At 69.1% G+C, this 26,195-nt stretch carries 24 protein-coding genes and 1 tRNA gene; 21 read left to right on the forward strand and 4 right to left on the reverse strand.

Going from position 1 to position 26,195, the window contains the following annotated elements:
- Positions 1-58: 58 nt before the first annotated feature.
- Positions 59-886, reverse strand: coding sequence for an inositol monophosphatase family protein (locus tag FFS15_RS09690; protein WP_137844827.1), 828 nt, complete (start codon positions 884-886; stop codon positions 59-61).
- Positions 887-981: 95 nt separating this feature from the next.
- Between FFS15_RS09690 and FFS15_RS09695 the strand changes: the two genes are divergently transcribed.
- The 10 genes from FFS15_RS09695 (at position 982) to FFS15_RS09740 (ending at position 9,886) form a co-directional block, all read left to right on the forward strand.
- Positions 982-1,057 (forward strand) — tRNA-Lys (locus tag FFS15_RS09695).
- Positions 1,058-1,245: 188 nt separating this feature from the next.
- Complete coding sequence (locus FFS15_RS09700) at positions 1,246-2,445, forward strand: substrate-binding domain-containing protein (RefSeq protein ID WP_137844828.1); 1,200 nt, start codon at positions 1,246-1,248, stop codon at positions 2,443-2,445.
- A 20-nt stretch (positions 2,446-2,465) separates the two neighbouring features.
- Positions 2,466-3,272 (forward strand): ABC transporter ATP-binding protein, encoded by an 807-nt coding sequence (locus FFS15_RS09705; RefSeq protein ID WP_137844829.1) that lies wholly within the window; start codon positions 2,466-2,468, stop codon positions 3,270-3,272.
- Positions 3,269-3,982, forward strand: a complete 714-nt coding sequence (locus tag FFS15_RS09710; RefSeq protein WP_137844830.1) for an ABC transporter ATP-binding protein — start codon at positions 3,269-3,271, stop codon at positions 3,980-3,982. Before FFS15_RS09705 ends, FFS15_RS09710 begins: the two co-directional genes overlap by 4 nt.
- The gene (locus FFS15_RS09715; protein ID WP_137844831.1) at positions 3,979-4,854 is read left to right on the forward strand and encodes a branched-chain amino acid ABC transporter permease; all 876 of its coding nucleotides are present in this window, start codon (positions 3,979-3,981) and stop codon (positions 4,852-4,854) included. Before FFS15_RS09710 ends, FFS15_RS09715 begins: the two co-directional genes overlap by 4 nt.
- The gene (locus tag FFS15_RS09720) at positions 4,851-5,954 is read left to right on the forward strand and encodes a branched-chain amino acid ABC transporter permease (protein ID WP_137844832.1); all 1,104 of its coding nucleotides are present in this window, start codon (positions 4,851-4,853) and stop codon (positions 5,952-5,954) included. The genes FFS15_RS09715 and FFS15_RS09720 overlap by 4 nt, the downstream gene beginning before the upstream one ends.
- Positions 5,951-7,531, forward strand: a complete 1,581-nt coding sequence (locus tag FFS15_RS09725) for an AMP-binding protein (RefSeq protein WP_137844833.1) — start codon at positions 5,951-5,953, stop codon at positions 7,529-7,531. Before FFS15_RS09720 ends, FFS15_RS09725 begins: the two co-directional genes overlap by 4 nt.
- Entirely contained in the window at positions 7,528-8,211 is a 684-nt protein-coding gene (locus tag FFS15_RS09730; RefSeq protein ID WP_137844834.1) for a TetR/AcrR family transcriptional regulator, read from the forward strand. Before FFS15_RS09725 ends, FFS15_RS09730 begins: the two co-directional genes overlap by 4 nt.
- On the forward strand, positions 8,208-8,969 hold the full coding sequence (locus tag FFS15_RS09735) for a 3-hydroxybutyrate dehydrogenase (protein WP_137844835.1): 762 nt from the start codon (positions 8,208-8,210) through the stop codon (positions 8,967-8,969). The genes FFS15_RS09730 and FFS15_RS09735 overlap by 4 nt, the downstream gene beginning before the upstream one ends.
- A complete protein-coding gene (locus FFS15_RS09740; RefSeq protein WP_171013151.1) occupies positions 8,954-9,886 on the forward strand; it encodes an alpha/beta hydrolase in 933 nt (310 codons plus the stop codon). The genes FFS15_RS09735 and FFS15_RS09740 overlap by 16 nt, the downstream gene beginning before the upstream one ends.
- A 54-nt stretch (positions 9,887-9,940) precedes the next feature.
- Here the strand turns inward: FFS15_RS09740 and FFS15_RS09745 are convergent, their stop codons facing one another.
- The gene (locus tag FFS15_RS09745) at positions 9,941-10,732 is read right to left on the reverse strand and encodes an IclR family transcriptional regulator (protein WP_137844836.1); all 792 of its coding nucleotides are present in this window, start codon (positions 10,730-10,732) and stop codon (positions 9,941-9,943) included.
- A 103-nt stretch (positions 10,733-10,835) separates the two neighbouring features.
- On the opposite strand from FFS15_RS09745, the gene FFS15_RS09750 reads away from it, so the two are divergent.
- The 3 genes from FFS15_RS09750 to FFS15_RS09760 are packed head-to-tail and all read left to right on the forward strand — an operon-like array spanning position 10,836 to position 13,473.
- Positions 10,836-11,636, forward strand: a complete 801-nt coding sequence (locus tag FFS15_RS09750; protein WP_137844932.1) for a CoA transferase subunit A — start codon at positions 10,836-10,838, stop codon at positions 11,634-11,636.
- Between the two features lie 2 nt (positions 11,637-11,638).
- Positions 11,639-12,292, forward strand: a complete 654-nt coding sequence (locus FFS15_RS09755; protein WP_171013152.1) for a 3-oxoacid CoA-transferase subunit B — start codon at positions 11,639-11,641, stop codon at positions 12,290-12,292.
- Positions 12,289-13,473 (forward strand): acetyl-CoA C-acetyltransferase, encoded by a 1,185-nt coding sequence (locus FFS15_RS09760; RefSeq protein ID WP_137844837.1) that lies wholly within the window; start codon positions 12,289-12,291, stop codon positions 13,471-13,473. Before FFS15_RS09755 ends, FFS15_RS09760 begins: the two co-directional genes overlap by 4 nt.
- Positions 13,474-13,476: 3 nt before the next feature.
- On the opposite strand, the gene FFS15_RS09765 is transcribed toward FFS15_RS09760, so the two are convergent.
- Positions 13,477-13,731, reverse strand: coding sequence for a hypothetical protein (locus tag FFS15_RS09765; protein ID WP_137844838.1), 255 nt, complete (start codon positions 13,729-13,731; stop codon positions 13,477-13,479).
- 130 nt (positions 13,732-13,861) lie between these two features.
- Between FFS15_RS09765 and FFS15_RS09770 the strand changes: the two genes are divergently transcribed.
- The 6 genes from FFS15_RS09770 to ilvC all read left to right on the forward strand — a co-directional run bounded on the left by FFS15_RS09770 (position 13,862) and on the right by ilvC (position 21,294).
- On the forward strand, positions 13,862-15,295 hold the full coding sequence (locus FFS15_RS09770) for a trehalose-6-phosphate synthase (protein WP_137844839.1): 1,434 nt from the start codon (positions 13,862-13,864) through the stop codon (positions 15,293-15,295).
- Positions 15,292-16,077, forward strand: coding sequence for a trehalose-phosphatase (otsB, locus tag FFS15_RS09775; RefSeq protein ID WP_171013153.1), 786 nt, complete (start codon positions 15,292-15,294; stop codon positions 16,075-16,077). Before FFS15_RS09770 ends, otsB begins: the two co-directional genes overlap by 4 nt.
- A 9-nt stretch (positions 16,078-16,086) precedes the next feature.
- On the forward strand, positions 16,087-17,793 hold the full coding sequence (gene ilvD / locus FFS15_RS09780; protein ID WP_137844840.1) for a dihydroxy-acid dehydratase: 1,707 nt from the start codon (positions 16,087-16,089) through the stop codon (positions 17,791-17,793).
- 58 nt (positions 17,794-17,851) lie between these two features.
- Positions 17,852-19,654 (forward strand): acetolactate synthase large subunit, encoded by a 1,803-nt coding sequence (locus tag FFS15_RS09785; RefSeq protein ID WP_137844841.1) that lies wholly within the window; start codon positions 17,852-17,854, stop codon positions 19,652-19,654.
- 5 nt (positions 19,655-19,659) lie between these two features.
- Complete coding sequence (gene ilvN / locus FFS15_RS09790; protein ID WP_137844842.1) at positions 19,660-20,169, forward strand: acetolactate synthase small subunit; 510 nt, start codon at positions 19,660-19,662, stop codon at positions 20,167-20,169.
- Positions 20,170-20,268: 99 nt separating this feature from the next.
- The gene (ilvC, locus tag FFS15_RS09795; RefSeq protein WP_137844843.1) at positions 20,269-21,294 is read left to right on the forward strand and encodes a ketol-acid reductoisomerase; all 1,026 of its coding nucleotides are present in this window, start codon (positions 20,269-20,271) and stop codon (positions 21,292-21,294) included.
- Positions 21,295-21,353: 59 nt separating this feature from the next.
- Here ilvC and FFS15_RS09800 read toward each other — a convergent pair whose 3' ends face one another.
- Positions 21,354-25,523: a BTAD domain-containing putative transcriptional regulator gene (locus FFS15_RS09800; protein ID WP_171013154.1), complete on the reverse strand. Its 4,170-nt coding sequence runs from the start codon at positions 25,521-25,523 to the stop codon at positions 21,354-21,356.
- Between the two features lie 138 nt (positions 25,524-25,661).
- Here FFS15_RS09800 and FFS15_RS18630 point away from each other — a divergent pair, with 138 nt between their 5' ends.
- Positions 25,662-25,868, forward strand: coding sequence for a hypothetical protein (locus FFS15_RS18630; protein ID WP_171013155.1), 207 nt, complete (start codon positions 25,662-25,664; stop codon positions 25,866-25,868).
- 87 nt (positions 25,869-25,955) lie between these two features.
- Entirely contained in the window at positions 25,956-26,159 is a 204-nt protein-coding gene (locus tag FFS15_RS09805; RefSeq protein WP_137844845.1) for a hypothetical protein, read from the forward strand.
- Positions 26,160-26,195: the final 36 nt, after the last annotated feature.

The raw sequence follows: 26,195 nt of genomic DNA on the forward strand, positions 1-26,195 counted from the left end.
GAGGAGAACGGGCAGGGGCAGGGGGGCGTGTCGGCTCGGGGAAGCCGGATACTGCAGGTCAGTCGGAGTGGAGAAGAGTCAGGAAGTCGTCGTGCAGAACGCGATTCGTCGCGAGCGAGGAGCGATCGGCGAGGGTGTCGACGCCGTCGAACGAGGTGAAGCGACCGCCCGCCTCGTGCACGATCGGCACGAGCGCCGCGATGTCGTACTCCTTCACGCCGAACTCGGCGACGAACTCGAGGCGGCCTTCGGCCAGCAGCATGTACGGCCAGGCGTCGCCGTAGCCGCGGTCGCGCCAGACCGTGCGGCTGAGCCGCAGCAGAGCGTCGGAGCGACCGACCGTGTCCCACTGCTCGACGCTCTGGAAGCTCACGCTCGCCTCGGCGAGCGTGTCGACCCGAGACACCGCGATGCGCTTCGGATCTCCCGACACGGTGTTCGTCCACGCGCCGTGACCTGTCGCCGCCCACCAGCGCCGGCCGATCGCCGGCTGGCTCACGACGCCGACGCGGGGCACGCCGTCGATCGCGAGCGCGATGAGGGTGGTCCACATCGGGATGCCCTTGAGATAGTTCGCGGTGCCGTCGATCGGGTCGATGATCCACTGGCGGCTCGACTCGCCCGTGACGCCGTACTCCTCGCCGAACACGCTGTCATCCGGGCGTTCGGCCTCAAGCAGGGCGCGGATCGCCCGCTCGGTGGCGAGGTCGGCCTCGGTGACGTGCGTGGCATCGGACTTCCTACGGATGTCGAGGTCAGGGGCGTCGAAGCGACCCATGGATGCCGCATCCGCCGCGTCTGCGAGTCGGAGCGCCAGTTCGAGATCGGCGGTGAGATCCTCCTCGAACGGCGCATCGAACGACGGCTGCGAGGAGGGGGAGGTCACGATGACAAGGATATGCGGCCGATTCCTGCCTCGATTTCCGAGTGACGCAATCGTGATGCTAATGTTGACCCTCGGTTCGCCGTGTTGCGAACCACGCACCTCTAGCTCAATCGGCAGAGCAACTGACTCTTAATCAGTGGGTTCTCGGTTCAAGTCCGAGGGGGTGCACCATCGAAAGAGCGGTCCCGGACGGGGCCGCTCTTTCTGCGTCCACCATGTCGCGAATCGATAACGACTCGCCGCGGCATCCGCTCTCCGCTTGACCTCGTCGTCGACGTCTGCCTACATTTGCGGGAACCTGAATCAGTTTTCAGGTAACGTCTCTGACGCACCCCCTTCCAATGGTGAAAGGCACGCACATGCGGGTTTCGAAGAAGTTGCTCCTGGGCTCGATGGCCGTAACGGCCGCTCTCGCTCTGGCGGCCTGTGCGCCGTCGGTCACGCCCGATGACGGCGACGCCGAGGGCGAAGGCCTCGCCGAGGTGACGGTCGGGATCGTCACGAGCGAATCCGGTCCGCTCGCCGGCTACGGCACGCAGTACCTCGACGCGTTCAAGGCCGGACTCGACTATGCCACCGACGGCACCGGCGAGGTCGGCGGCACGGTCATCAACGTGGAGTACCGCGACGACGCGGGCGACCCGGACAAGGCGGTGACCGCCGTCAAGGAGCTCATCGGCGCCGGCGTCAACATCATCGCCGGCACCGCGTCGTCGGGCGTCGCGCTCGCGGTCGCCGAGCAGGCGGCGCAGAATCAGGTCCTCTACATCTCGGGACCGGCTGCAGCGGATGCGATCACCGGCATCAACGAGTACACGTTCCGCTCCGGCCGCCAGAGCGCGCAGGACGTCGCGACCGCCGGAACCTTCCTCGACGACATCGACGGCAAGACGATCGCCGTGTTCGCCCAGGACAACGCGTTCGGCCAGGGCAACGCGGCAGCGGTCGAGGCGATCCTCGGCGCCCAGGGCGCCACGGTCACGCCGGTGCTCGTCGCCGAGGACGCGACCGAGTTCACCCCGTTCGCACAGCAGGTGCTCGCGGGTGAGCCCGATCTCGTGTTCGTCGCGTGGGCCGGTGCCACCTCGGGCGCCATGTGGCAGGCGATGAGCCAGCAGGGCGTGCTGGACGCGATCCCCGTGGTCACCGGCCTCGGTGACGCCGCGACCTTCGGCGCGTACGGCGAGGCGTCGGAGAAGATCGACTTCCTCAACCACTACTTCTCCGGGGCCCCCGACAACGACGTGAACACCGCGATGGTCGAGGCGATCGAGGCCGGCGGCGGCACCGCCGACCTGTTCAGCCCCGACGGCTTCAACGCGGCGATCATGATCGTCCACGCCATCGAGCAGGGTCAGGGTGATGTCGACGCGATGGTGGACGCTCTGGAGGGCTTCGAGTTCGAGGGACCCAAGGGCGCCATGACGGTGCGCGAGGGCGACCACGCGCTCATCCAGGAGATGTACCAGGTCAAGCTCGTCGCCGACGGCGGCAGCTTCGTGCCCGAGCTCGTCGACACGGTCGCGGCCGACGCCGTCGCCCCGGCCGAGGCCCAGTAGGACCGGCGGCCGAGCGACACATGAGCACTCCCGTCCCGTCCGTGCCCGACACGGCGCCCGCCGCCGCTCGGCGCGGGTCCGCTCTCACGGTCGAAGGCCTCGGCCTTCAGATCGGCGGAGCGACCATCCTGAAAGACGTCGCACTCGATATCGCCGCGGGCTCGCTCGTGGGGGTCATCGGACCCAACGGCGCCGGCAAGACCACGCTCTTCAACGTGATCTCCGGCCTCGTGAAACCCACGGCAGGATCCGTCCAGCTCGACGGCCGCGACATCACGACGGCGTCCGTGTCCTCTAGGGCACGGGCGGGACTGGGGCGCACCTTCCAGACATCGAGCCTGTTCCCCCGGCTCACGGTGCTCGAGAACGTGCGGCTCGCGGCTCAGGTCGCGCTCGGCGGTTCGGCATCACTCGTGCGGTTCCCGCGGAGATCGGATGCCGCGACCGAGCTCGCCCTGGCGCACATCGAGGCTGTCGGGCTCTCGCACCTGCGCGAGAGCGCCGCCGGCGACATCTCGCACGGCGACAAGCGAAAGCTCGAGATCGCGGTGCTGCTGGCCACCGACACCAGCATCGTGCTGCTGGATGAGCCGATGGCCGGCGTCGGGTCGGGGGACGTCCCCGGCCTCGTCGAGAACATCCGGGCGCTCCACCGCGAGAAGGGCTGCACCGTGCTCATGGTCGAGCACCACATCGACGTGTTGATGGGCCTCGTCGACCGCGTCGCGGTCATGTACTTCGGCAGCATCATCGCCTACGACACACCCGAGCGCATCATGGCCGACCCGCTGGTGCAGAGCGCGTATCTCGGAAATGCCGCGGCATGAGCGCCGAACCCATCCTCACCGTCTCGAACCTGCGCTGCACGATCGCGGGTCAGCAGGTCGTCGAAGACGTCACCTTCGAGGTGCCGGCGACCGGCATCACGGCCGTCCTCGGTCGCAACGGCGTCGGCAAGACGTCGACCCTGCGCGGCATCCTCGGGCTCATCCACCGTCGTGGCGAGGTGCGACTCGCGGGGGAGCGCATCGACGGGCTGCCCACGCACCGCATCGTGCGCCGAGGCGTCGGCTACGTGCCCGAAGACCGAGAGATCTTCTCGAAGCTCACGGTCGCCGAGAACCTGGCCCTGGCTGAGCGGCAGCGAAACCCGCGCCGCGAGTTCGTCGCCGAGCTCTTCCCCGATCTCGTCGCACGCCGCGACCAGCAGGCCGGCACCCTGTCGGGCGGACAGCAACAGATGGTCTCGGTCGCGCGGGCGCTGCTCAACGACAACCGGCTGATCCTCGTCGACGAGCCGACGAAGGGCCTGGCGCCGAAGATCGTCACCGAGGTCGCCGCTGCGCTGGCCGAAGCCTCGAAGGTCGTCCCGATCCTGCTCGTCGAGCAGAATCTCGAGGTCGTGCGTCAGCTCGCCGACGACGCGATCGTGATCGGAGGCGGACGGGTCGTCCACATAGCAAAGGCACTCGAGATCCTCGACGACGACGAGCTCACGCGGCGCCTGCTCGGAGTGCACGCGGAGGCCCACGCGTGAGCACCCTCGTCCTCACCCTCATCACCGGCGTCGGCCTCGGCGCCCTCTACTTCCTCGTCGCGAGCGGCCTCAGCCTCATCTACGGGCTTATGCACGTGCTCAACTTCGCACACGGGGCGTTCCTCACGCTCAGCGCCTTCGTGGGCTGGATGGTCGCGCAGGCGCTCGGCACCGACTCGTGGGGATCGTTCCTGCTCTCGGTGCTCGTCGGCGCGGGTGTCGGGGCCGCGTTCGCGACGCTCACCGAGCTCGTCCTCATCCGGCCGCTGTACGAGCGGCACATCGAGCAGGTGCTCGTCACCGTCGGTCTCTCGTTCGCCGCAGTCGCTCTCTTCGAGGGCATCTGGGGCACCGATCCGATCCACATCTCGGGGCCGCCGTGGCTCAAGGAGACCACCCTCGTGCTCGGAGCCCGCATTCCGAACACGTACTGGGTGCTCATGATCGCCGCGATCCTCGTGCTCACTGCTCTCGTGCTGTTCCTGCAGAAGACCCGCTACGGCATGATCATCCGCGCCGGCGTCGAGAACCGCTCGATGGTGACGGCGCTCGGGATCGACGTGCGCCGGTCGTTCACCCTCGTGTTCGCGATCGGCGGCGCGGCGGCGGGCATCGGCGGCGTGCTGGCGATGCACTACTCGACCTTCGTCTCAGCCCACCTCGGCGCGACCCTGCTGATCTTCGCGTTCATCGTCACCGTCGTCGGCGGACTCGGTTCGCTCACCGGCGCCGCGGTCGCCTCGGTGCTCGTCGCGGTGCTGCAGCAGTTCGCCAACTTCTACCTCGGTGGCACCGGCGACTTCATCGTCGTCATCCTGCTGGCGCTCGTGCTGCTGCTGCGGCCCGCCGGACTTCTCGGGAGGAAGGCATGATCCGTCGCTTCATTCCGGCGATCGTCGGCGCCGTTCTCGTGGTGTTCATGGCGGTGCTGCCGCTCCTGAACATCTCGATTCCCGGCATCCTTCCCACCCCCACCTACATGCCGGGGACGCTCGCGCTGCTGTCGCTGTGCATGGTCTTCGCCGCCCTTGCGTTGTCGTACAACCTGCTGCTGGGTTCGGGCGGGATGCTGTCGTTCGGCCATGCCCTGTACTTCGGAGCCGGCGCCTACGGACTCGGCATCGCGCTCGAGCACTTCGGCGTGCCGCTGTGGCCGGGAGTCTTCATCGCGCTCGTCGGCGGGATGCTGATCGCCCTCGTCACCGGAGCCGTGTCGATGCGCGTCTCAGGCATACCGTTCGCGATGGTGACGCTCGCGTTCGCCCAGGCGGGATCGGTGCTCGTGCGCCGCAACTCCGCAGTCACCGGCGGCGAGGAGGGGCTGAGCCTCAACACGGAACAGGTGCCCGAGTTCCTCCTGGGCGTCGTCAACACCCGCAATCTGTACTGGCTCACCCTCGCGGTGCTGGTGGTCGTGTACCTCGTGACCCTCTGGGTCGACACGTCGCGTCTCGGCCACCTGGCGCGGGCGACGCGCGAAAACGAGCAGCGTGTGCGGGTGCTGGGGCTGAGCCCGTACCGCGTGAAGCTGATCGTGTTCGTGATCGCGGCGGTGCTCGCGAGCCTCGCCGGAGTCGCCTACATGCTGCTGCAGTCGGGCACTGTTCCTCGGGCGGTTTCGGCCGATCTCACGATCACGATCCTCGTGATGGTGGTTCTCGGTGGCGTCGGGTTCCGCTGGGGTGCGATTGTTGGCGGTGTGCTCTACACGCTGCTCGACCAGCGGCTCACCGTCCTCGCCGGATCAGAGGTCATCGCGGGCCTTCCCGACGTCTTGCGCGTACCGCTTTCGGAGCCGCTGTTCCTCCTGGGAGTGCTGTTCATCCTCGTGGTGATGTTCCTGCCCGGCGGTATCGCCGGCACGATCGACGCCACGGTTCGCCGTCGTCGCGGCGGGCGGGCGCGCGGTGCGCTGCAGACGCTCGAAGACGCCTCCGGCACCGCCGACGCTCCGATGGAGGTGCGCACATGACCTGGGAGTCGGGGCTCGAAGACGGCGCGCACACGATCGGCCGCTGGATCACCGACCGTGCCGCGCACTCGCCTCGCCGCATCGCCATCGACGACCGGGGCGTCACCACCGACTACGCGACGCTCGCTGTGCGGGCGACCGACCTCGCCGAGGGGCTGCGACAGGCAGGCTACGGACCGGGCGACCGCGTCGCGACCGTGTCGGGAAACTCGACCGACCACGTCGTCGTGTTCTTCGCGTGCGCCCTCGCCGGCGTCGCGATGGTGCCGCTGTCGTGGCGCCTCACCCCGCGCGAGCTCGTCGAGGTGCTGGATCGTGCGGATCCCGTGCTGGTGCTGGTCGAGGACGAGCACTCCTCGCTCGCCGACGAGGCGCTGCGGCGGCTCGTCGACGCGCGCGCGGGTGCGGACGCGAGGGAACTGCCTGCGGTCGCCGCTCTCGGGACGACGGGGGTCGAAGCATCCGTCCCCCCGTCCCGCCATCCGCGCCCCACACGCCACGTGCACGACGACGACGCGCTGCTGGTCGTCTTCACGTCGGGCAGCGAAGCCGCGCCGAAGGGTGTCGTGCTCACCCACGCGAACTGCTTCTGGAACAACCTCGCGCTCGCCCAGGCGATGCCGCTGAACGCCGACGACGTCGTACTGGCGATGCTGCCGCAGTTCCATGTCGCCGCCTGGAACTGCCAGCCCCTCCTCGCGTGGTGGGTGGGCGCGACCGTGGTTCTTGAGCGCTCGTTCCAGCCGGCCCGCGTCCTGCAGCTGATCGCGGAGCGCCGTGTCACCGCGATGATGGGCGTGCCGACGCAGTACGCGATGCTCACGTCGGATCGCGAATGGCAGGCGACGGATGCCGGGGCCCTGCGCCTCGCACTCGTCGGCGGGGCGACGATGCCCCCGTGGCTGCAGGACGAGTGGACGCGGCGAGGCATCCCTCTCACACAGGGCTACGGGCTCACCGAGGCTGCGCCCAACGTGCTGCACCTGCCCGCCGCCGAGGCGGCGCGCGCGCCCGGCGCCGTCGGGCGTCCGTACCCGCACGTCGGCGTGCTCGTCGTCGACCCCGAGACGCTCCTGCCGCTCGAGGGCGATGCGACGGGGGAGCTGTGGGTTCGCGGGCCCAGCGTCTTCGCGGGCTATCTCGGCGACGACGGAGCCACCGCTCGTGCCCGAAGCGGCGAGTGGCTGCGCACCGGCGACCTCGTGCACCGCGATGCCGACGGCGTCTTCCGCATCGTCGACCGTCTGAAGGACATCTTCATCTCAGGTGGCGAGAACGTCGCCCCTGCCGAGGTCGAGCTCGCCCTGTCGCTCCACCCGCTCATCGAGGCAGCCGCCGTCGTGGGCGTGCCCGACGCCGTCTGGGGCGAGCGAGGAGTGGCCTTCGTGGTTCCGGTGGCGGGCGCTGTGCTCTCGGCCGACGAGGTGCGCGCCCACGCGCGCAGGAATCTCGCGGTTTTCAAGGTGCCGGTTCATGTGGAGTTCGTCGACGCACTGCCGCGTTCGACGATCGAGAAGCTGGCACGATCGCGATTGCGCGATCGCGCTCGGCAACTGATGGAGGGAGTGCGGAGATGACTGTTCCCGAAGAGCTCATCGACGACGACGTCGAGCTTGTGTCGTCAGCGACCGGTCGGCCGCTCACGAAGCGCGGCGAGGCCACGCGGCGACGCCTGCTCGAGGCGGCCGAGGCCGTCTTCGCCGAGCAGGGATACCACGAGGCGTCGATCGTGAAGATCACCGAGCGTGCCGGCATCGGCCTCGGCACGTTCTACCTCTACTTCGACAGCAAGCAGTCGATCTTCGAGGCGCTCGTGATCGATCTGAACCGGCGCGTCCGCCACTCGATGACCGAGGCCATGGCGGGGGCGGCGACCCGGCTCGAGGCCGAGCGCGCCGGGTTCGCGGGGTTCTTCCGCTTCACGGCCGAACACCCGGCGCTGTACCGCGTCGTGCGCGAGGCCGAGTTCGTCTCACCCGAGGTGCTGCGACTGCACTACACGCGCATCGTGGACGGCTACGAAGCGGGGCTGCGCGCCGCGCAGGAGGCGGGCGACATCGACAGGGCGCTCGATCCCGCAACCACGGCGTGGGCGCTCATGGGCATGGGTGAGCTCATCGGCATGCGGTTCCTGCTGTGGGAGCGTGACGCCGACGGGCGGCCGCCCGCTCAACTGGACCCCGTCGTCTTCGACGGCATGTCGCGATTGATCGACAACGCGCTCGCCCCGCGCCCGGCGGAAGGCGGCATCCGATGACAGGCCCTCTCGAGCAGGATCTCGCGGGTCGCCGCGCCCTCGTCACCGGGGGCGCGAGCGGTATCGGACTCGCGTGCGCCCACGAGTTCGCCCGGCGCGGCGCGCATGTCACGCTCGCAGACCTGAACGCGGATGCCGCGGCCGCCGCCGCCGATGAGGTCGGAGGCGACGCGTGGGTGGTGGATCTGTCGGACACCGCAGCCCTCGACGACCTCGCCCTCGACGTCGACATACTGGTCAACAACGCCGGGATCCAGCGGGTGAGCCCGATCGAGGACTTCGACCCGGAGACGTTCCGGCTGCTGCTGCGCCTCATGCTCGAGTCGCCGTTTCTGCTCATCCGAGCGGCGCTGCCGCCAATGTACGAACGCGGCTGGGGCCGCATCGTCAACATCTCGAGTGCGCACGGCCTGCGCGCGAGCGCGTTCAAGTCGGCCTACGTGTCGGCCAAGCACGGCCTCGAGGGCCTGTCGAAGGTGACGGCCCTCGAGGGGGCCGCTCACGGCGTGACGAGCAACTGCATCAACCCGGCGTACGTGCGCACACCGCTCGTCGAGAAGCAGATCGCCGACCAGGCGAAGGTGCACGGCATCCCCGAGAGCGAGGTCGTCGAGAAGATCATGCTCACCGAGACAGCCGTGAAGCGCCTCGTCGAGGCCGACGAGGTCGCCTCGTTGGCCGGGTGGCTCGTCTCGGCGAAGTCGGGCATGGTGACCGGCGCCTCGTACACGATGGACGGCGGATGGACCGCACGATGACGGCGCACTCGTATCGCACGATCGACGTTCCCGTCGCCGGCGGCGACCTGCGGGTGGGCGTGTGGGACCCGGAGCCTGCCTCGGGTACGCCTGATGACGTGCTGCTCGTGCACGGCGTGACCGCGTCGCACCTCGCGTGGCCGTTCGTGGTCGGAAACCTGCCGGGGGTGCGCGCGATCGCACCCGACCTGCGCGGTCGCGGCGCGAGCAACGGAATCAGCGGCGGTGCGGGCATGCGCGCTCACGCCGACGACCTCGCCGCGGCGCTGGACGCCCTCGGCGTCGAGCGGGCAGTGGTCGTCGGGCATTCGATGGGCGCCTTCGTCGCGGTCGTCTTCGCACACCTGCACCCGGAGCGCGTGTCGCGGCTCGTCCTCGTCGACGGTGGGCTCCCGCTCGATGTGCCCGTAGGACTCGACACCGACGCGCTGGTCGCTGCGATCCTGGGACCTACCGCCGCGCGGCTGTCGATGCGTTTCGCAGGCGTGGAGGAGTACCTCGACTTCTGGCGTCGGCACGCCGCCTTCCGGCGTGATTGGACGCCGGAGCTCGAGCGCTATCTCGCCTACGACCTCGTCTCCGACGGCGAGGGCGCCTTCCGGCCGGCGACGAGCTATCGGACGACCGCGGACGACACGCTCGACATGAACACCGGAACCGCGATTCCCGACGCGCTCGCGGGGCTGCGGCATCCGACCCGTCTGCTCACCGCGCCGCGCGGCCTGCAGGACGAGTCGCCGGGCCTCTACGCCCCCGATCACCTCCAGCGCGTGCTCGAGGGGAACCCCGCCGTACGTCACGAGCGCGTCGACGGCGTCAACCACTACACGATCGTGATGAGCGAGGCGGGCTCGGATGCCGTGGCCGCCGTGGTCCGTGAGGAGCTCGGGGCTGCGGCTCGTCCCTCCGGTCGTTGAGCGAGGGAGCGCCAGCGACCGAGACGAAACGCGCTTCGTCTCGCTGGCGCTCGCTCAGCGACCGGAAGCTTGGCCGATGCGCGTGGTCAGCTGGTGCGCATGCGCTAGGAGCGTGCGGCCGAGCTCGGCGATCCGATCGGGGCCGAAGCGGAACTCGACGCCCGTCAGACTCAGTGCCCACTGCGGATGCCCCTCGCGGGTGAAGACCGCCGCCCCGAGCCCGAAGCTGCCTTCGACGATGAGCCCTGGATTGACCGCGTAGCCGCGCTCGTGCGTGTCTCGCAGCCGCGCCCGCAGCCGCGCCTCGCCGTGTGGCGCGCCCCACGCGGTCGACAGCTCGGGGTGCCTCTCGAAGTAGGCGTCCACATCGTGAGGCGGCAGGAACGCCAGGATCGCGAGCCCCGCCGACGCGACGCCGAGCGGGAACCGCACGCCCTCCGACAGCACGAACGAGCGGATCGGAAAGCTGCCCTCCTCGCGCAGCAGGCACACGGTCTCATCACCCCGGCGCACTGAGAGGAATGCACTCTCTTCGGTGCGGACGGCCAGCGATCGCACGATGTCGCGCGCGATGGCGGTGATGTCGTAGCGGGATGCCGCGACAGTCCCCATCAGGTAGAGCTCGGGCCCGGGCACCCAGCGACCCGTGCGGTCGTCCTGATCGATGAGACCCTCGTGCCGCAGCGCCGCGAGGAGCCGGTGCGTCGTGGGCCTGGTCAGCTCGGCCCGCCGCGCGAGGTCGGCGACCGGCATCCCGTCGGTCCCTGCCGACGTCACCAGCCGCAGCAGGTGAGCGGCGCGCGCGACCGACTGCGTGCCGGGAATGCCATCACGCGAACCGTCCACGATATGGACACTAGGTGGAATGCGATCCACATGGCAACCTCCGCTGTGCGCACGAGGGCGAAGCGGGTCGATGATGAACACGGACACGAACAAGGGAGTGCACGTGATCGACAAGACCTGGGACTCTGCCGCGGCCGCCGTCGCCGACATCCCGGACGCCGCCTCGCTCGCCGTGGGCGGGTTCGGGCTCTCGGGCAATCCCATCGCCCTCATCGAGGCGCTCCTGGCGCAGGGCACCTCCGACCTCTCCATCGTGAGCAACAACTGCGGCGTCGACGACTGGGGTCTCGGCATCCTTCTGGGCGCGCAGCGCATACGCAAGATGACCTCGTCGTATGTCGGTGAGAACAAGGAGTTCGAGCGGCAGTTCCTCTCGGGTGAGCTCGAGCTCGAGCTCACACCACAGGGGACCCTCGCCGAGAAGCTGCGCGCCGGCGGCTCGGGCATCGCCGCGTTCTACACCCAGACCGGCGTCGGCACTCAGGTCGCCGAGGGCGGTCTGCCCCGACGGTACGACGGGTCGGGCGGCATCGCCGTCGCCTCTCCCGTGAAGGACGTGCGCACGTTCGAGGTGTCGGGGGAGCCCCGCGAGTACGTCCTCGAAGAGGCGATCGTCACCGACTTCGCCCTCGTGCACGCTGCTCAGGGCGACCGCCACGGCAACCTGATCTTCAACAAGGCGGCCCGCAACTTCAACCCGCTCGCCGCGATGGCAGGCCGCGTGTGCATCGCGCAGGTCGAGGAGCTGGTCGAGCCCGGCGAGCTCGACCCCGACTGCATCCACCTGCCGGGTATCTACGTGCACCGGATCGTCGAGGTCGGCACCGGTATCGAGAAGCGCATCGAGCGCCGCACCGTCTCGGTCGCCGCAGCGCTCTCGCACGACATCCCCGAAGGAGCATGATCATGGCCCTCACGCGCAACGAAATGGCGGCGCGCGCCGCCGCGGAGCTCGCCGACGGGTCGTACGTGAACCTCGGCATCGGCCTCCCCACCCTCGTGCCGAACTACGTTCCAGACGACATCACGGTGGTGCTGCAATCCGAGAACGGCATCCTCGGCGTCGGTCCGTATCCGACCGACGACAACGTCGACCCCGACCTCATCAACGCCGGCAAAGAGACCGTCACGACCCTCGCGGGAGCGGCCTTCTTCGACTCGGCCACGAGCTTCGGCATGATCCGCGGCGGCAAGATCGACGCCGCGATCCTCGGGGCGATGCAGGTGTCGGCCACGGGCGACCTTGCGAACTGGATGATCCCGGGGAAGATGGTCAAAGGCCCGGGTGGCGCGATGGACCTCGTCCACGGCGCCGCGAAGGTGATCGTGCTCATGGAGCACGTCGCCCGCGACGGCTCGGCGAAGATCGTCGCCGAGTGCTCGCTCCCCCTCACGGGGCGCGGCGTGGTCGATCGCATCATCACGGACCTCGCGGTGATCGATGTGACGGATACCGGCCTCGTGCTCGTCGAGACGGCGCCCGGCGTCACCGTCGACGAGGTCATCGCGGCGACCGAGCCGCCCCTCACCCTCTCGGACCAGCTCAAGGTGGAAGCATGAATCACGAAGACATCGTCATCGTCGCGGCGGCGCGTACGCCCCAGGGGCGCTTGAAGGGCCAGCTCGCGCCGCTCACCTCGGTGCAGCTCGGCAGCATCGCGATCCGCGGCGCGCTGGAGAAGAGCGGCATCCCCGCGGACGCGGTCGACGCCGTGCTGGTCGGGCAGGTGCTGGCTGCCGGGGCGGGGCAGAACCCCGCACGCCAGGCTGCGGTCGGCGCCGGCATCCCGTGGGACGTGCACTCGTCGTCCGTCAACAAGGTGTGCTTGTCGGGCCTCACCGCCATCATCGACGGAGCGCGCATGATCGCCGTCGGCGACGCCACGGTGGTCGTCGCCGCTGGCATGGAGTCGATGACCCGTTCGCCGCACCTCCTCATGGGATCACGCGACGGGTGGGCGTACGGGTCGATCGAGGTGCTCGACCACATGGCCTACGACGGCCTCACCGACGCGTACGACCGCGAGAGCATGGGCGCCTCGACCGAGCGGCACAACGGCCGGCTCGAGGTCACCCGCGAGGCCCAGGACGCCGTCGCGGCGCGCTCGCACCAGCGTGCGGCCGCCGCGCAGGCCGAGGGCCTCTTCGACGCCGAGATCGTGCCCGTCGAGATCCCGCAGCGCAAGGGCGCCCCGGTCGTCGTGACGCAGGATGAGGGCGTGCGGCCCGACACGACCGTCGAGACGCTCGGCGGGCTCCGCGCAGCGTTCGCCGAGGGTGGGTCGATCACGGCGGGCAACTCGTCGCAGATCTCGGACGGTGCCTCAGCGGTCGTCCTCACGACCCGATCGCACGCGGATGAGAAGGGCTGGCCGGTGCTCGCGGTCCTCGGCGCATCAGGACAGGTCGCCGGCCCCGACAACTCGTTGCACGCGCAGCCCGCCCGGGCGATCGAGAAGGCGTGCACGAAGCAGGGGATCAGCCCGGCAGATCTCGACATCGTCGAGATCAACGAGGCGTTCGGCGCTGTGGTCGCCCGCTCGCAGGCCGAGCTCGGGCTGTCGGACGACGTCGTGAACCCGCACGGCGGCGGCATCGCCATCGGTCACCCCATCGGCGCGTCGGGCAACCGTCTCGTCGTGCACGCGGTTCACGAGCTCGTCCGGCGGGGGAGCGGCACGGCCGCGGTCGCGCTGTGCGGCGGCGGCGGTCAGGGCGACGCGCTGATCCTCACACGCTGAAGTTCAGCGCTGAATGCGGCGGACGAGGTACTTCTTCTCCTTGCCGTGCACGGGCGAGTCGCGGGCGACGAGTTCGCCCCGGCCCGCCCGCCGGATGTCGAGGATCGCGCCGATCGCCAGCGTGAGCGAAATGCCCCAGCTGAGCCAGCCGAGCGCCGTGCGCCACGTGAAGGGCGCGTCTTCGCGGAGGGCTCTCAGCAGCGTGATGCCGCCGGTGATCGCCGTCAACAGGCCGGTGCCGAAGAGGTACTTGCGCATTCGCCCACGCTATCGCGCCGCTCCCGTGTCCGTCGCCCCTTGACAGCGCGTCGCTCGCGCGTCAAGCCACCGGACCGCGCGCACCGGCGCTGTTAGCCTGGGCGTGCCGCCCGCCACCGTCAGGAGCCCCGTGACTCAGGCCGAACTCGTCGTCGTCGCCAACCGTCTGCCCGTGGATCGCGTGGTCGACGCCTCCGGCGAGGACTCGTGGCGGCGTTCTCCGGGCGGCCTCGTCACGGCGCTCGAGCCGGTCATGCGTCGTGCCGACGGAGCGTGGGTCGGCTGGCCCGGCCAGCCCGACATCGACGTCGAACCGTTCGAGTTCGAGGGCACCTTCCTCGTGCCCGTCGCTCTCAGCGCCGAAGACGTCGAGCTGTACTACGAGGGCATGTCGAACGACACCTTCTGGCCGCTGTACCACGATGTGATCTCCGAACCCCGGTATCGGCGCGTGTGGTGGGACTCGTACGTCAAGGTGAACAAGCGCTTCGCCGAAGCCGCCGCGGCGGTCGCCGCCCCGGGAGCGACGGTGTGGGTGCAGGACTACCAGCTGCAGCTCGTGCCGAAGATGCTCCGCGAGGCGCGGCCCGACCTCACGATCGGCTACTTCCACCACATTCCGTTCCCGGCATACGGCCTGTACTCCCAGCTCCCGTGGCGTCGCCAGGTTCTCGAGGGACTCCTCGGAGCCGACGTCATCGGGTTCCAGCGAGTCGCCGATGCCGGCAACTTCGCCCGCGCCGTGCGCCGCCAGCTGCGATTCGTCACGAAGGCGTCGGGCATCAACGTCCCCACCGGCGACGGCACCAGCCGCAAGGCCCTCGCCAAGGCGTTCCCGATCTCGATCGACGCGGCGTCCTACGTCGAGCTCTCCGAGCGCGAAGACATCAAAGCGCGTGCCCGCGAGATCCGCGAGAGTCTCGGCAACCCGAAGAAGATCCTCCTCGGTGTGGACCGGCTCGACTACACCAAGGGCATCCGACACCGTATGAAGGCCTTCGGCGAACTGCTCGAAGACGGCCGGCTCGCCGTCGAGGACGTGACACTCGTGCAGGTCGCAAGCCCGAGCCGCGAGCGCGTCGAAGCGTACATGCAGCTGCGCGACGAGATCGAGCAGATGGTCGGGCGCATCAACGGCGACTACGACACGATGGGCCACACCGCGATCCGGTATCTCCACCAGGCGTACCCGCGCGAGGAGATGGTGGCGCTCTTCATGGCGGCCGACGTCATGCTCGTCACCGCCCTCCGCGACGGCATGAATCTCGTCGCCAAGGAGTATGTCGCCGCGCGCACCGACAACCGAGGCGTGCTGGTGCTGAGCGAGTTCGCGGGCGCGGCCGACGAACTCCCGAGCGCCGTGCGCATCAACCCGCACGACATCGACGGCATGAAGGACGCCATCATCCGCGCCATCGAGATGCCCCCTGCGGAGCAGGGCCGGCGCATGCGGGCGCTGCGCAAGAAGGTCAACGAGAACGACGTCGACGCGTGGTCGCGGTCGTTCCTCGACGCCCTGGCCGATGCCCGCGATCTCAAGCGGGCGAACGGCGGCAAGTGGTGAGCGGCGACGACGTGCGCGGGCAGATCGCGCGGGTGGCGGCATCCGATCGCCTTCTCGTCGCCCTCGATTTCGACGGGACGCTGTCGCCGCTCGTAGACGACCCGATGGCGGCGCGGATGCTGCCGTCCGCCCGCACCGCGCTCGACGCGCTGCTGGACCTACCCGACACGGTCGTCGCCCTCGTCTCGGGGCGCAGCCTCGGCGATCTCCGCGTCATCGCCGAGCACGGCGACGACGATCGGCTGCTGCTGGCGGGATCGCACGGCGCCGAGTTCTGGCTGCCGGGAGAGGGCCGCATCGTCCACGATGAAGACCCGGAGGATGCCGGGCTGCGCGACACGCTCCGCGCGCACGCCGCGGCGGCCACGGCCCACCTCGACGGCATCTGGATCGAGCCCAAGACCTTCGGCTTCGGAGTCCACACGCGCCGCGCCACGCCCGAGCACGGACGCGAGGCCGATGCCCTCGTCGACGCCCTCGTCGAGGCCGAGGCGCCGCACTGGCGCCGCCGCACCGGCCACAACATCATCGAGTACGCCTTCCGCCATGAGGGCAAGGACTCCGCGATCGCGGAGCTTCGAGAGCGCACGGATGCCGCGGCCGTCCTCTTCGCGGGCGACGACGTGACCGACGAGGACGCACTCCGCAGCCTTGGATCCAGCGACCTCGGAATCCATGTCGGCGTGCCCCCGACGGCTGCCGCCGTCTGCGTCGCCGACATCCCCGCGCTCGTGGCCGCACTCGACCTGCTGGCGACCGAGCGGGCAGCCGTACGGGAATAGACTTCGAGAATGCCCGAGCACGAAGAATCCATCGACATCAAGCCCCGGAGCCGCGTCGTCACGCACGGCATCGAAGCCACCACGTCGCGCGGAATGCTCCGCGGCGTCGGGATGGGCGACGCCGACTGGGACAAGCCCCAGATCGGCATCGCGTCGAGCTGGAACGAGATCACCCCCTGCAACCTGAGCCTGGACCGCCTCGCGCAGGGCGCCAAGGAAGGCGTGCACTCCGGCGGCGGGTACCCGCTGCAGTTCGGAACGATCTCGGTCTCGGACGGCATCTCGATGGGCCATGAGGGCATGCACTTCTCGCTCGTCTCACGCGAGGTCATCGCCGACTCGGTCGAGACGGTCGTCATGGCCGAGCGCCTCGACGGCACGGTGCTCCTGGCGGGCTGCGACAAGTCGATCCCCGGCATGCTGATGGCCTCGGCCCGTCTCGACCTCTCGAGCGTGTTCCTCTACGCCGGGTCGATCGCCCCGGGCTGGGTCAAGCTCTCCGACGGGACCGAGAAGGAGATCACGATCATCGACTCCTTCGAGGGAGTCGGCGCGTGCCTGGCCGGTCGCATGACCGAGGCCGACCTCAAGCGCATCGAGTGCTCGTTCGCGCCCGGCGAGGGCGCGTGCGGCGGCATGTACACCGCCAACACGATGGCCTCGGTCGCCGAGGCGCTGGGACTGTCGCTGCCCGGCTCCGCCGCTCCGCCGTCCGCAGATCGCCGTCGCGACTACTTCGCACACCGCTCCGGTGAGGCCGTCGTGAACCTCCTGCGCCTGGGCATCACGACGCGCGACATCCTCACCAAGGAGGCGTTCGAGAACGCGATCGCCCTGGCGATGGCGCTCGGCGGATCGACGAACGTCGTGCTGCACCTGCTCGCGATCGCGCGCGAGGCCGAGGTCGACATCGACCTGCACGACTTCAACCGCATCGGCGACAAGACGCCGCACGTGGCCGATATGAAGCCGTTCGGCAAGTACGTCATGAACGACGTCGATCGCCACGGCGGCATCCCGGTGATCATGAAGGCGATGCTCGACGAGGGACTCCTCCACGGCGACGCGCTGACGGTCACGGGCAAGACGCTCGCCGAGAACCTCGCGGACCTCGACCCCGATCCGGTCGACGGCGACGTCATCCACTCCTTCAGCGACCCGATCCACGCGACCGGTGGCATCACGATCCTGCACGGCTCGATCGCCCCCGACGGCGCGGTCGTCAAGTCCGCCGGCTTCGACGCCGACGTCTTCGAGGGTCCTGCGCGCGTCTTCGAGCGCGAGCGCGCCGCGATGGATGCCCTCGAGGCCGGCGAGATCGTCGCCGGCGATGTCGTCGTCATCCGCTACGAGGGCCCTAAGGGCGGCCCCGGCATGCGCGAGATGCTCGCCATCACCGCCGCCATCAAGGGCGCTGGGCTCGGAAAAGATGTACTACTCTTGACGGACGGCAGATTCTCAGGCGGCACAACCGGCCTGTGCATCGGCCACATAGCACCCGAAGCGGTGGACGCAGGTCCCATCGCCTTCGTGCGCGATGGTGATCTGATACGGGTCGATATCGCGGCTCGCACTCTCGACCTACTCGTCGATGAGGCTGAGCTTGTCTCCCGCCGCTCTGGCTGGGAGCCGCTTCCCCCGCGCTATACCCGTGGCGTTCTGGCCAAATACTCCCGTCTCGTGCGCTCCGCTGCGGAGGGCGCGGTCACCGGGTAGTCCCCATCAGGGGACTTGGCTTCCGACATCGCATCGACCCACCTCGAGGATCATCACCATGCCCGCCGAAACCGCTGCGGCCCTTCCCCGGCCGCCCGCTCGCACCGCTGCTGCGCCCGTGCTCACGGGTGCCCAGGCGGTGGTCCGCTCGCTCGAGCTGCTGGGCGTCACTGACGTCTTCGGCCTTCCGGGCGGCGCCATCCTTCCCGTGTACGACCCGCTCATGGACTCCACCGAGCTCCGGCACATCCTCGTGCGTCACGAGCAGGGCGCGGGCCACGCCGCCGAGGGTTACGCCTCGGCATCCAACAAGGTCGGTGTCGCGATCGCGACGTCCGGCCCGGGCGCGACCAACCTCGTCACCGCGATCGCCGACGCGTACATGGACTCGGTGCCGATCGTCTGCATCACCGGTCAGGTGTTCTCCAACCTCATGGGCACCGACGCGTTCCAGGAGGCAGACATCGTCGGCATCACGATGCCGATCACGAAGCACTCGTTCCTCGTCAAGGACGCATCCGAGATCCCCGGGGCGATCGCCGCGGCGTTCGAGATCGCCTCGACCGGCCGCCCCGGCCCCGTGCTGGTCGACATCACGAAGGACGCGCAGCAGGCCGAAGTGCCGTTCGTCTGGCCGCCGAAGATCGACCTTCCCGGCTACCGCCCGGTCACGAAGGCCCACGGCAAGCAGATCCAGGCCGCGGCCCAGCTCATCAGCGAGGCCAAGAAGCCGGTGCTGTACGTCGGCGGCGGAGTCATCCGGGCGAAGGCTTCGGCCGAGCTGCTCGCCCTCGCTGAGACGACCGGCGCACCCGTCGTGACGACCCTCATGGCCCGCGGCGCCTTCCCCGACTCGCACCAGCAGCACCTCGGCATGCCCGGCATGCACGGGACGGTTCCTGCGGTGCTCGCCCTGCAGGAAGCCGACCTGCTGGTCTCGCTCGGCGCCCGGTTCGACGACCGCGTCACCGGCAAGGCGGCGCTGTTCGCCCCCAACGCGCAGGTCGTCCACGTCGACATCGACCCGGCCGAGATCGGCAAGATCCGTGCGGCCGACGTGCCGATCGTGGGAGACCTGAAGGAGGTGCTCGTCGACCTCGAGGTCGCCTTCCGTGCGGCATCGGAGCAGACCGAGCCCGACATCGCGGAGTGGTGGTCGTTCCTCGACGGCCTCCGTGACGAATTCCCGCTCGGGTACACGCAGCCGAGCGACGGCCTCATGTCGCCGCAGTACGTGATCCAGCGCATCGGTGCGCTCACGGGACCGGAGGGCATCTACGCCGCCGGTGTCGGCCAGCACCAGATGTGGGCGGCGCAGTTCATCAAGTACGAGCGTCCCAATGCCTGGCTCAACTCCGGCGGGGCCGGCACGATGGGCTACTCGGTGCCGGCGGCGATGGGCGCGAAGGTCGCCCAGCCCGACCGTCATGTGTGGGCGATCGACGGCGACGGCTGCTTCCAGATGACCAATCAGGAGCTGGCGACCTGCGCGATCAATAAGATCCCGATCAAGGTCGCGATCATCAACAACTCGTCCCTCGGCATGGTGCGCCAGTGGCAGACGCTGTTCTACGACGGCCGCTACTCGCACACCGATCTGAACACCGGACACGACACCATCCGCATCCCCGACTTCGTCAAGCTCGCCGAGGCGTACGGCTGCCTCGCGATCCGCGTCGAGAAGGAGGAGGACGTGGATGCCGCGATCCAGACCGCCCTCGAGACGAACGACCGCCCCGTGGTGATCGACTTCGTCGTGAGCGCCGACGCGATGGTGTGGCCCATGGTGCCGCAGGGCGTGAGCAACAGCTACGTCCAGTACGCGCGCGACCACGCGCCGGCCTTCGAGCAGGAGGACTAGTCACAATGACCACTCACGTGCTGAGCCTCCTGGTGGAGGACAAGCCGGGCCTCTTGACCCGCGTCGCCGGGCTCTTCGCCCGTCGCGGCTTCAACATCGAATCGCTCGCGGTGGGCGTCACCGAGGTGCCGGGTCTCTCGCGCATCACGGTCGTCGTCGACGTGGATCAGCTCCCGCTCGAGCAGGTGACCAAGCAGCTGAACAAGCTCATCAACGTCATCAAGATCGTCGAGCTCGACATGTCGTCGTCCGTCCAGCGCGAGCACATGCTCGTGAAGGTCCGCGCCGACAATGCGACCCGCTCGAACGTGCTCGAGGTCGTCAACCTCTTCCGCGCGTCGATCGTCGACTACGCACCTGACGCGCTCGTCATCGAAGTCACCGGCGACAAGGGGAAGGTCGAGGCGTTCCTACGCGCGATCGAGCCCTTCGGCATCAAAGAGCTGGCCCAGTCGGGACTGCTCGCGATCGGTCGCGGCGGCAAGAGCATCACCGAGCGCGTGCTGCGCGGCTGACCCCCCTTCGACTCGCAAAGACCCGCACTGAGCGAGCGAAGCGAGACGAAGCGTCGCTCAGGGCAAGCCAGAACCACCACATCAAGGAGAAACACGAAGATGGCTGAACTCATCTACGACGCCGACGCGGACCTCGGCCTCATCCAGAGCAAGAAGGTCGCGATCGTCGGCTACGGCTCGCAGGGCCACGCGCACGCCCAGAACCTGCGCGACTCGGGCGTCGAGGTCGTCATCGCCCTCAAGGAGGGCTCGAAGTCCACCGAGAAGGCTCAGGACGAGGGCTTCGAGGTCAAGTCGGTCGCCGACGCCGCCGAGTGGGCCGACGTCATCATGATCCTCGCTCCCGACCAGCACCAGCGGGGCATCTTCAACGACCACATCAAGGCGAAGCTGACCCCCGGCAAGACGCTCGCGTTCGCGCACGGGTTCAACATCCGCTTCGGCTACATCCAGGCGCCCGAGGGTGTCGACGTGATCCTGGTCGCCCCGAAGGCGCCCGGCCACACCGTGCGCCGCGAGTACGTCGCCGGCCGTGGCATCCCCGACATCATCGCGGTCGAGCAGGATGCCTCGGGCACGGCGTGGGACCTCGCGAAGTCGTACGCGAAGGCGATCGGCGGCACGCGCGCCGGCGTCATCAAGACGACGTTCACCGAAGAGACCGAGACCGACCTGTTCGGCGAGCAGGCCGTGCTCTGCGGCGGCGTGTCGCAGCTCGTCCAGTACGGGTTCGAGACCCTGACCGAGGCGGGCTACCAGCCGCAGATCGCGTACTTCGAGGTGCTGCACGAGCTCAAGCTCATCGTCGACCTCATGTGGGAGGGCGGCATCGCCAAGCAGCGGTGGTCGGTCTCCGACACGGCCGAGTACGGCGACTACGTCTCGGGCCCGCGCGTGATCGACCCGCGCGTCAAGGAGAACATGCAGGGCGTGCTCGCCGACATCCAGTCGGGCGCGTTCGCGGAGCGCTTCATCGGCGACCAGGACAACGGCGCCGTCGAGTTCCACGAGCTCCGCGCCAAGGGCGCAGCCCACCCGATCGAAGAGGTCGGCAAGGAGCTTCGCGCGCTCTTCGCATGGAAGCAGCAGGACGAGGACTACGTGGAGGGCTCGGCCGCGCGCTGATCTCCACGCAAGTCACCGAGAGCCCGGCCCCCTACCAGGGGCCGGGCTCTCGGCATCCGTCAGTCTGCCAGCATTGCGCAGGTAGAGACCTGCTGTTCGTCGGGGAAGTACGTCGCCCACTCCTCATCAGTCAGTTCACGTCCGGCAAGCGCGCAGGCGCTCAGCGCCTGCGCGCGTGGACGAAGATCCCAGACCCGGATTCCCTGGGGCACCCTCTCCAGCACGGTGCTTCCATCCGAGCGGAGGAATCCGCCGACGCGGAAGCCGATCCACGCGCCTCCGCTGAGTTCGAAGCTCGTCATCTCGCTTCGAAGCGGTGTGCCCAGCGCGACCTCGGCCGTCAGGTCGTACAGCGTGAGCGCGTTGTTCCAGCCGACGTTGAGGAGCGTGCGACCGTCGGCGCTGACGGAGATCCTCTGGCCGCCGCCGATCGCGCGGGGGAGTGTCGAGATCGGCTTCAGCGTCGCGATGTCGTACAGATGGGCTTCGCTCTCCGAGATGCCCACCATGCGATCGTCGTCGACGACATGGCTGGCTTCGAGGTTATGGAGGCCGCGAGCGTGGAGCACGCCCGTCGCGATGTCGAAAAGGGCCGTCTCGGTGCGGCCGTCTACCTCGAAGGTGACCAGGGCGCGCTCCCCGTCGCTGGTCTCGCTCACAGACCACACCGAGAAGTGCTCGGCCGGCACAGCCAGGCTGTCGCCGAGCGGCTCGCCCGTCGCGGGGGCGAATGCCACGATCCCCGTCTCCCATAGGGCGAAGGCGGGTTCTCCCCACCCGCCGGGCATGACGTCGATCTTCGCAGGGAGCCCGGCGATGCGGAGCGGGATTCGCTCTCCCGTCTCGATGCGTTCGAGCTGCGGCCGGCCGGATCCGTCGTAGCGGGCGGCCATACCCGAGCCGAGAAGAACGATCCGCTCCGACTCGCCGCCGACCGCGACATCGCGCTCGACGTCCCACAGTTGCATCTTTCCGCCGCCGCTCGGACGGGTCACGACGACTGAGCCGTCGTGTTCGGGGCCGTCGATGAGCTCACGGCCCTTCGCGATAATGGCGGCACCCGCGCCGCCTCCGTCGATCCGCCACCGCATCCCCATGGGCGGGGTCTCGATGGAGACGAGTAACGATTCGTCGTCGATCGTCGCGAAGTAGGGCACACGGTTGAGCTGGAGTGTCGTCTGCGGACCCGCGTTCTCGCCGGTATCGAGGTCGATCAGCACCGCGCCGAGAAACGATCCGCACGCGATGGAGCTCTCGGTCGCGGGGTGGAGGGCGAGGCATTGCGCCTCGCTCTTCACGAGCCGCCGCCAGAGGATCGCCCCCGTTGCGAGGTCCAGCCGCACCGTGCCGCCTAAGCCGGTGGTTACGAGGCCGCCCCGGCCGTCGGCGACGATATCGCTCGATGCGACGTCTCCCTCGAGGGGGATCGCTCTTGTGAGCCTGAGCGTTTCGCGGTCGTAGATGCGGATCTCATCGCCTGCGCCGACCGCGACGAGACCGCTGTCGAGGAGCGCCATTCCCGGGGCAGAGTCTCCCGCGTCGACGGGTTCCTCGAACCCGTGTGCGGTCGATTCGCGTACCTCTCCGGTGGTCGTGTCGACGCTCATGACATCGCCGGTGATGGGGTGGGCGACGTAGAGGCGTCGAGCGTCCTCGTCGAACAGCATTTTGCCCGACATCTCCGCCCGGTCGATCGCCGGGAGCGTGTCGCCGGAGGCCAAGTCGAGGATCGTGAGCGTCCTGCGACAGCACCCGTGCGCAGCCGATGGATCCGGCAGAGGTGATTGGATCGCCGCCGTCGAGCCGTCCGGACTCACCGCCAGCTCGCGCCATGAATTCGGGGGGAGATCGGGGAGGACGAGATCGAACGTGTCGACCACCTTCTCGGTATCGATGTCGACGATATCGACCACGGCAGGGCGGCCGTTCGCGCTCGACTGCACGCGCAACGCCGTCGTTGTGCCCGGGATCATGTCGATGACGGGCAGGTACGCGTCGGAGACGCGATGCGCGGAATGGAGTCCGCCTGCGCTGGTCATGACTCCCCACAACGTCGAGCGTGTGCGCGGATCGTCGGGCCATCGGCGGAACAGCTCCACGGCCAGCAGAGCGGCCGACTCGCGGTTGTAGTCCAGATGTGAGAGAGATGTGGCGATGAGCGCCTCGATCCGTGCGTTCTCGGCGGCGTGCTCCGCCTCACCACTGCGCACGGCGGCGACTCCTCCTCCGATGATCGCAGCCACCAGCAGCATGCCGGCACCCGCGATCGCCCACCGCAGCCGGCGATTCTGTCGTTGGTCTCGCGCGGCGCGCTCTTCGATCTCGCGACTCGCAGCCACGGCGCGACGCTGGGACGCGACGAGGAACTCCGTCTCGTCGTCGGTCAGGTCGGGTGTCCCCGACGACTGCCATTCGATCGCCGCCTGCAGCCGGGCGCCGTGGAGCAGGTCGTCAACACTGCGCCCGTCGATCTCCCACGCAGCTCTTGCGCTCGAGATCACCGACAGCATGCGGGCGTCCTCGGCGTCGTCGACGATCCAGTCGCCCAGCCGTGGCCAGGCGCCGACGAGCGTTTCATGCGAGATCGTGACGGCATCCTCATCGATGCTGACCAGGCGCGCCGCGACGAGCGCCGAGATGACGGCGGCGCGGACCGGGTCTGACTGCAGCGCCCGCAGCGGCACCGCCCGTCTGACTGTCGACCCATCCGCGCCGCGCTCGATGAGCCGCAGCATGAGGGCACGGCATGCATTCTGCGCACCGGCATCCCACGATTGGTAGAGACGCTCCGCAGAGGTGGCGACGGCACCCGCAAGCCCACCGGCTGCCTGGTAGCCGTCGACCGTCAGCACACCTGCCTCGCGCCGCACCCACGTCTCGGCGAGCGCGTGCGAGAGCAGAGGCAGCGCGGCGGTATGGTCCGTGGCGTCACGGAGGATGAGTTCCGTCAGCCCGGGCTCGATCCGAAGCCCAGCCCGCTCCGCCGGACGCTCGATCGCTTCCCGCAGCTGCTCGCGCGACATCGGAAGGACCGGAACGACACGGTCGCTGAACAGCGTCGCGAGGTCCGGATGGGACAGGCATCGATCGAGGAAGTCCGACCGCACGGTCACGAGCACCGTCGCGCCCCCACCGACATATCGCCGCAGCGCGTGCGCGAGCCGATCTCTGCGGGTGGCGTCCATGAGGAAGAGCTCCTCGAACTGATCGATGAGCGTCACCCCTCCGGCACTCATGCCGTCCAGGCGGTCGAGCTGTGAGGGGCGCAGCACGTGCGGCTCGGCATCCCGGTCGATCACACGTCGAAGCACCCCCGCCATCGCGAGGCTCGACTTTCCCGAGCCGGAGGCCCCGGCGAGAGCGAGCAGGCTGCCGGGACGGAGCCGCTCGAGGACCCGCTCCGCCTCCTCGTCCCTTCCGAAGAACCCGTCCGCGTCCTCGATGCCGAACGCCGCGAGGCCCGGATAGGGGCAGTCGGCGCTCGGCGTCGGTCGTGATGTCGGTGCGTCGAGCGAGGGATCCTGGCGGAGGATCGCCGTCTCCAGCTCGGACAGGCGATGGCCCAGGGCGACGCCGAGCTCGTCGTCCAAGCGCACGCGAGCCGACCGAACCGCGGCGAGCGCATCTGCCTGCCGACCTGCCCGATAGAGGGCGAGGGCGAGGATCGCCCATCGCTCCTCCCGGAGCGGGGCGCCCCGGACGGCCCGCTCGGCATCGGGAATGATCGCGCGATGGTCGCCGAGTGCGAGGCCGCATTCGAGGGTCTCCTCCTCCGCAGCCATACGCAGCTCGCCGAGGCGAGCAGCCTCCGACGCACCGGGCGGCCAGCCCGCCACGTCCGGAAAGGCGTCCCCCCGCCAGAGTGCCAGAGCGCGACGGTACAGCTCGAGCGCACGACCGGGTTCACCGTGGAGTGAATGCGACCGGGCACCCGAGATCCATCTCTCGAAGCGCACCGCGTCGACGAGGTCGGGATCCAAACCGAGCGCATACCCGCCGGGGACGGTCCGCACGGCTTCCGTCCCGAGGGCCGCACGGATTCGGGCGACGGATGTCTTCACCTGCTGCGCCCATGTCGGGGGCAGCTCGTCGCCCCAATAGGCGTCGGCGAGCACGTCCGCCCGAACGCCCGCGCCGGCGGAGATGGCGAGCGCGCTGAGGATCGCACGTTCGCGTGGACTCAGCGTCCGCTCGCCCGTACTCATGGGTCCGAGTACCCGCACGGTCACGCCTGAATGATCTGCCCGTCGAGGGCCCACGTCAATGACCGCGCGCTCCGATGAGTACCTGATGAGTACCTCGTGATTCCGGGTCGGATACCACTGTGCCGAATCGTCGAGTGCAAGCCCACTCAGAAGGAGACAACGATGGACTACTTCACCTCCGTCGCCTACCGGCTCGAACAGCAGCGCAGCGCCGACCTCGCCCGCGAGACGGAACTGCTGCGGCGGCTGGACGAACGCGGTCCGGCGCCTGCCGCCGCAGAAGTTCCCGTACGACATGGCCGCCTCGCAACGGCCTGGGAGCGGTTCCTGACCGTGGCCCATCTGGGCCACCACCCCGTGGCGCACTGAGGGCGGCCGCTTCCGTATCAGGGAAGCGGGAGATCTCTCCTTCCTGTTGTAGCCGCAACCAGGCGGCACGACACGAAAGGAACGGTCATGGACTTCTACACCCTCACCATGGCCGACCGCCTCGAACATCAGCGGGCGGCGGCCCTGGACCGCGAGATCGAGCTGCGTCGCAGCGTCACGGACCGCGGCATCACCCTCGCGCCGGAGCGCCCCGTCGTCTCGGTTCTCGAGACCCTCGGGCTGTGGTTCCGGCGCCCGGTGGCCGCACCGCGAATCCGTCTCTCGCACTGACAGACACGCGCCCGCCCGCTCATCGTTCGAGCGGGC

The organism is Microbacterium sp. 2FI, assembly GCF_005502885.1.
GTDB lineage: Bacteria > Actinomycetota > Actinomycetes > Actinomycetales > Microbacteriaceae > Microbacterium.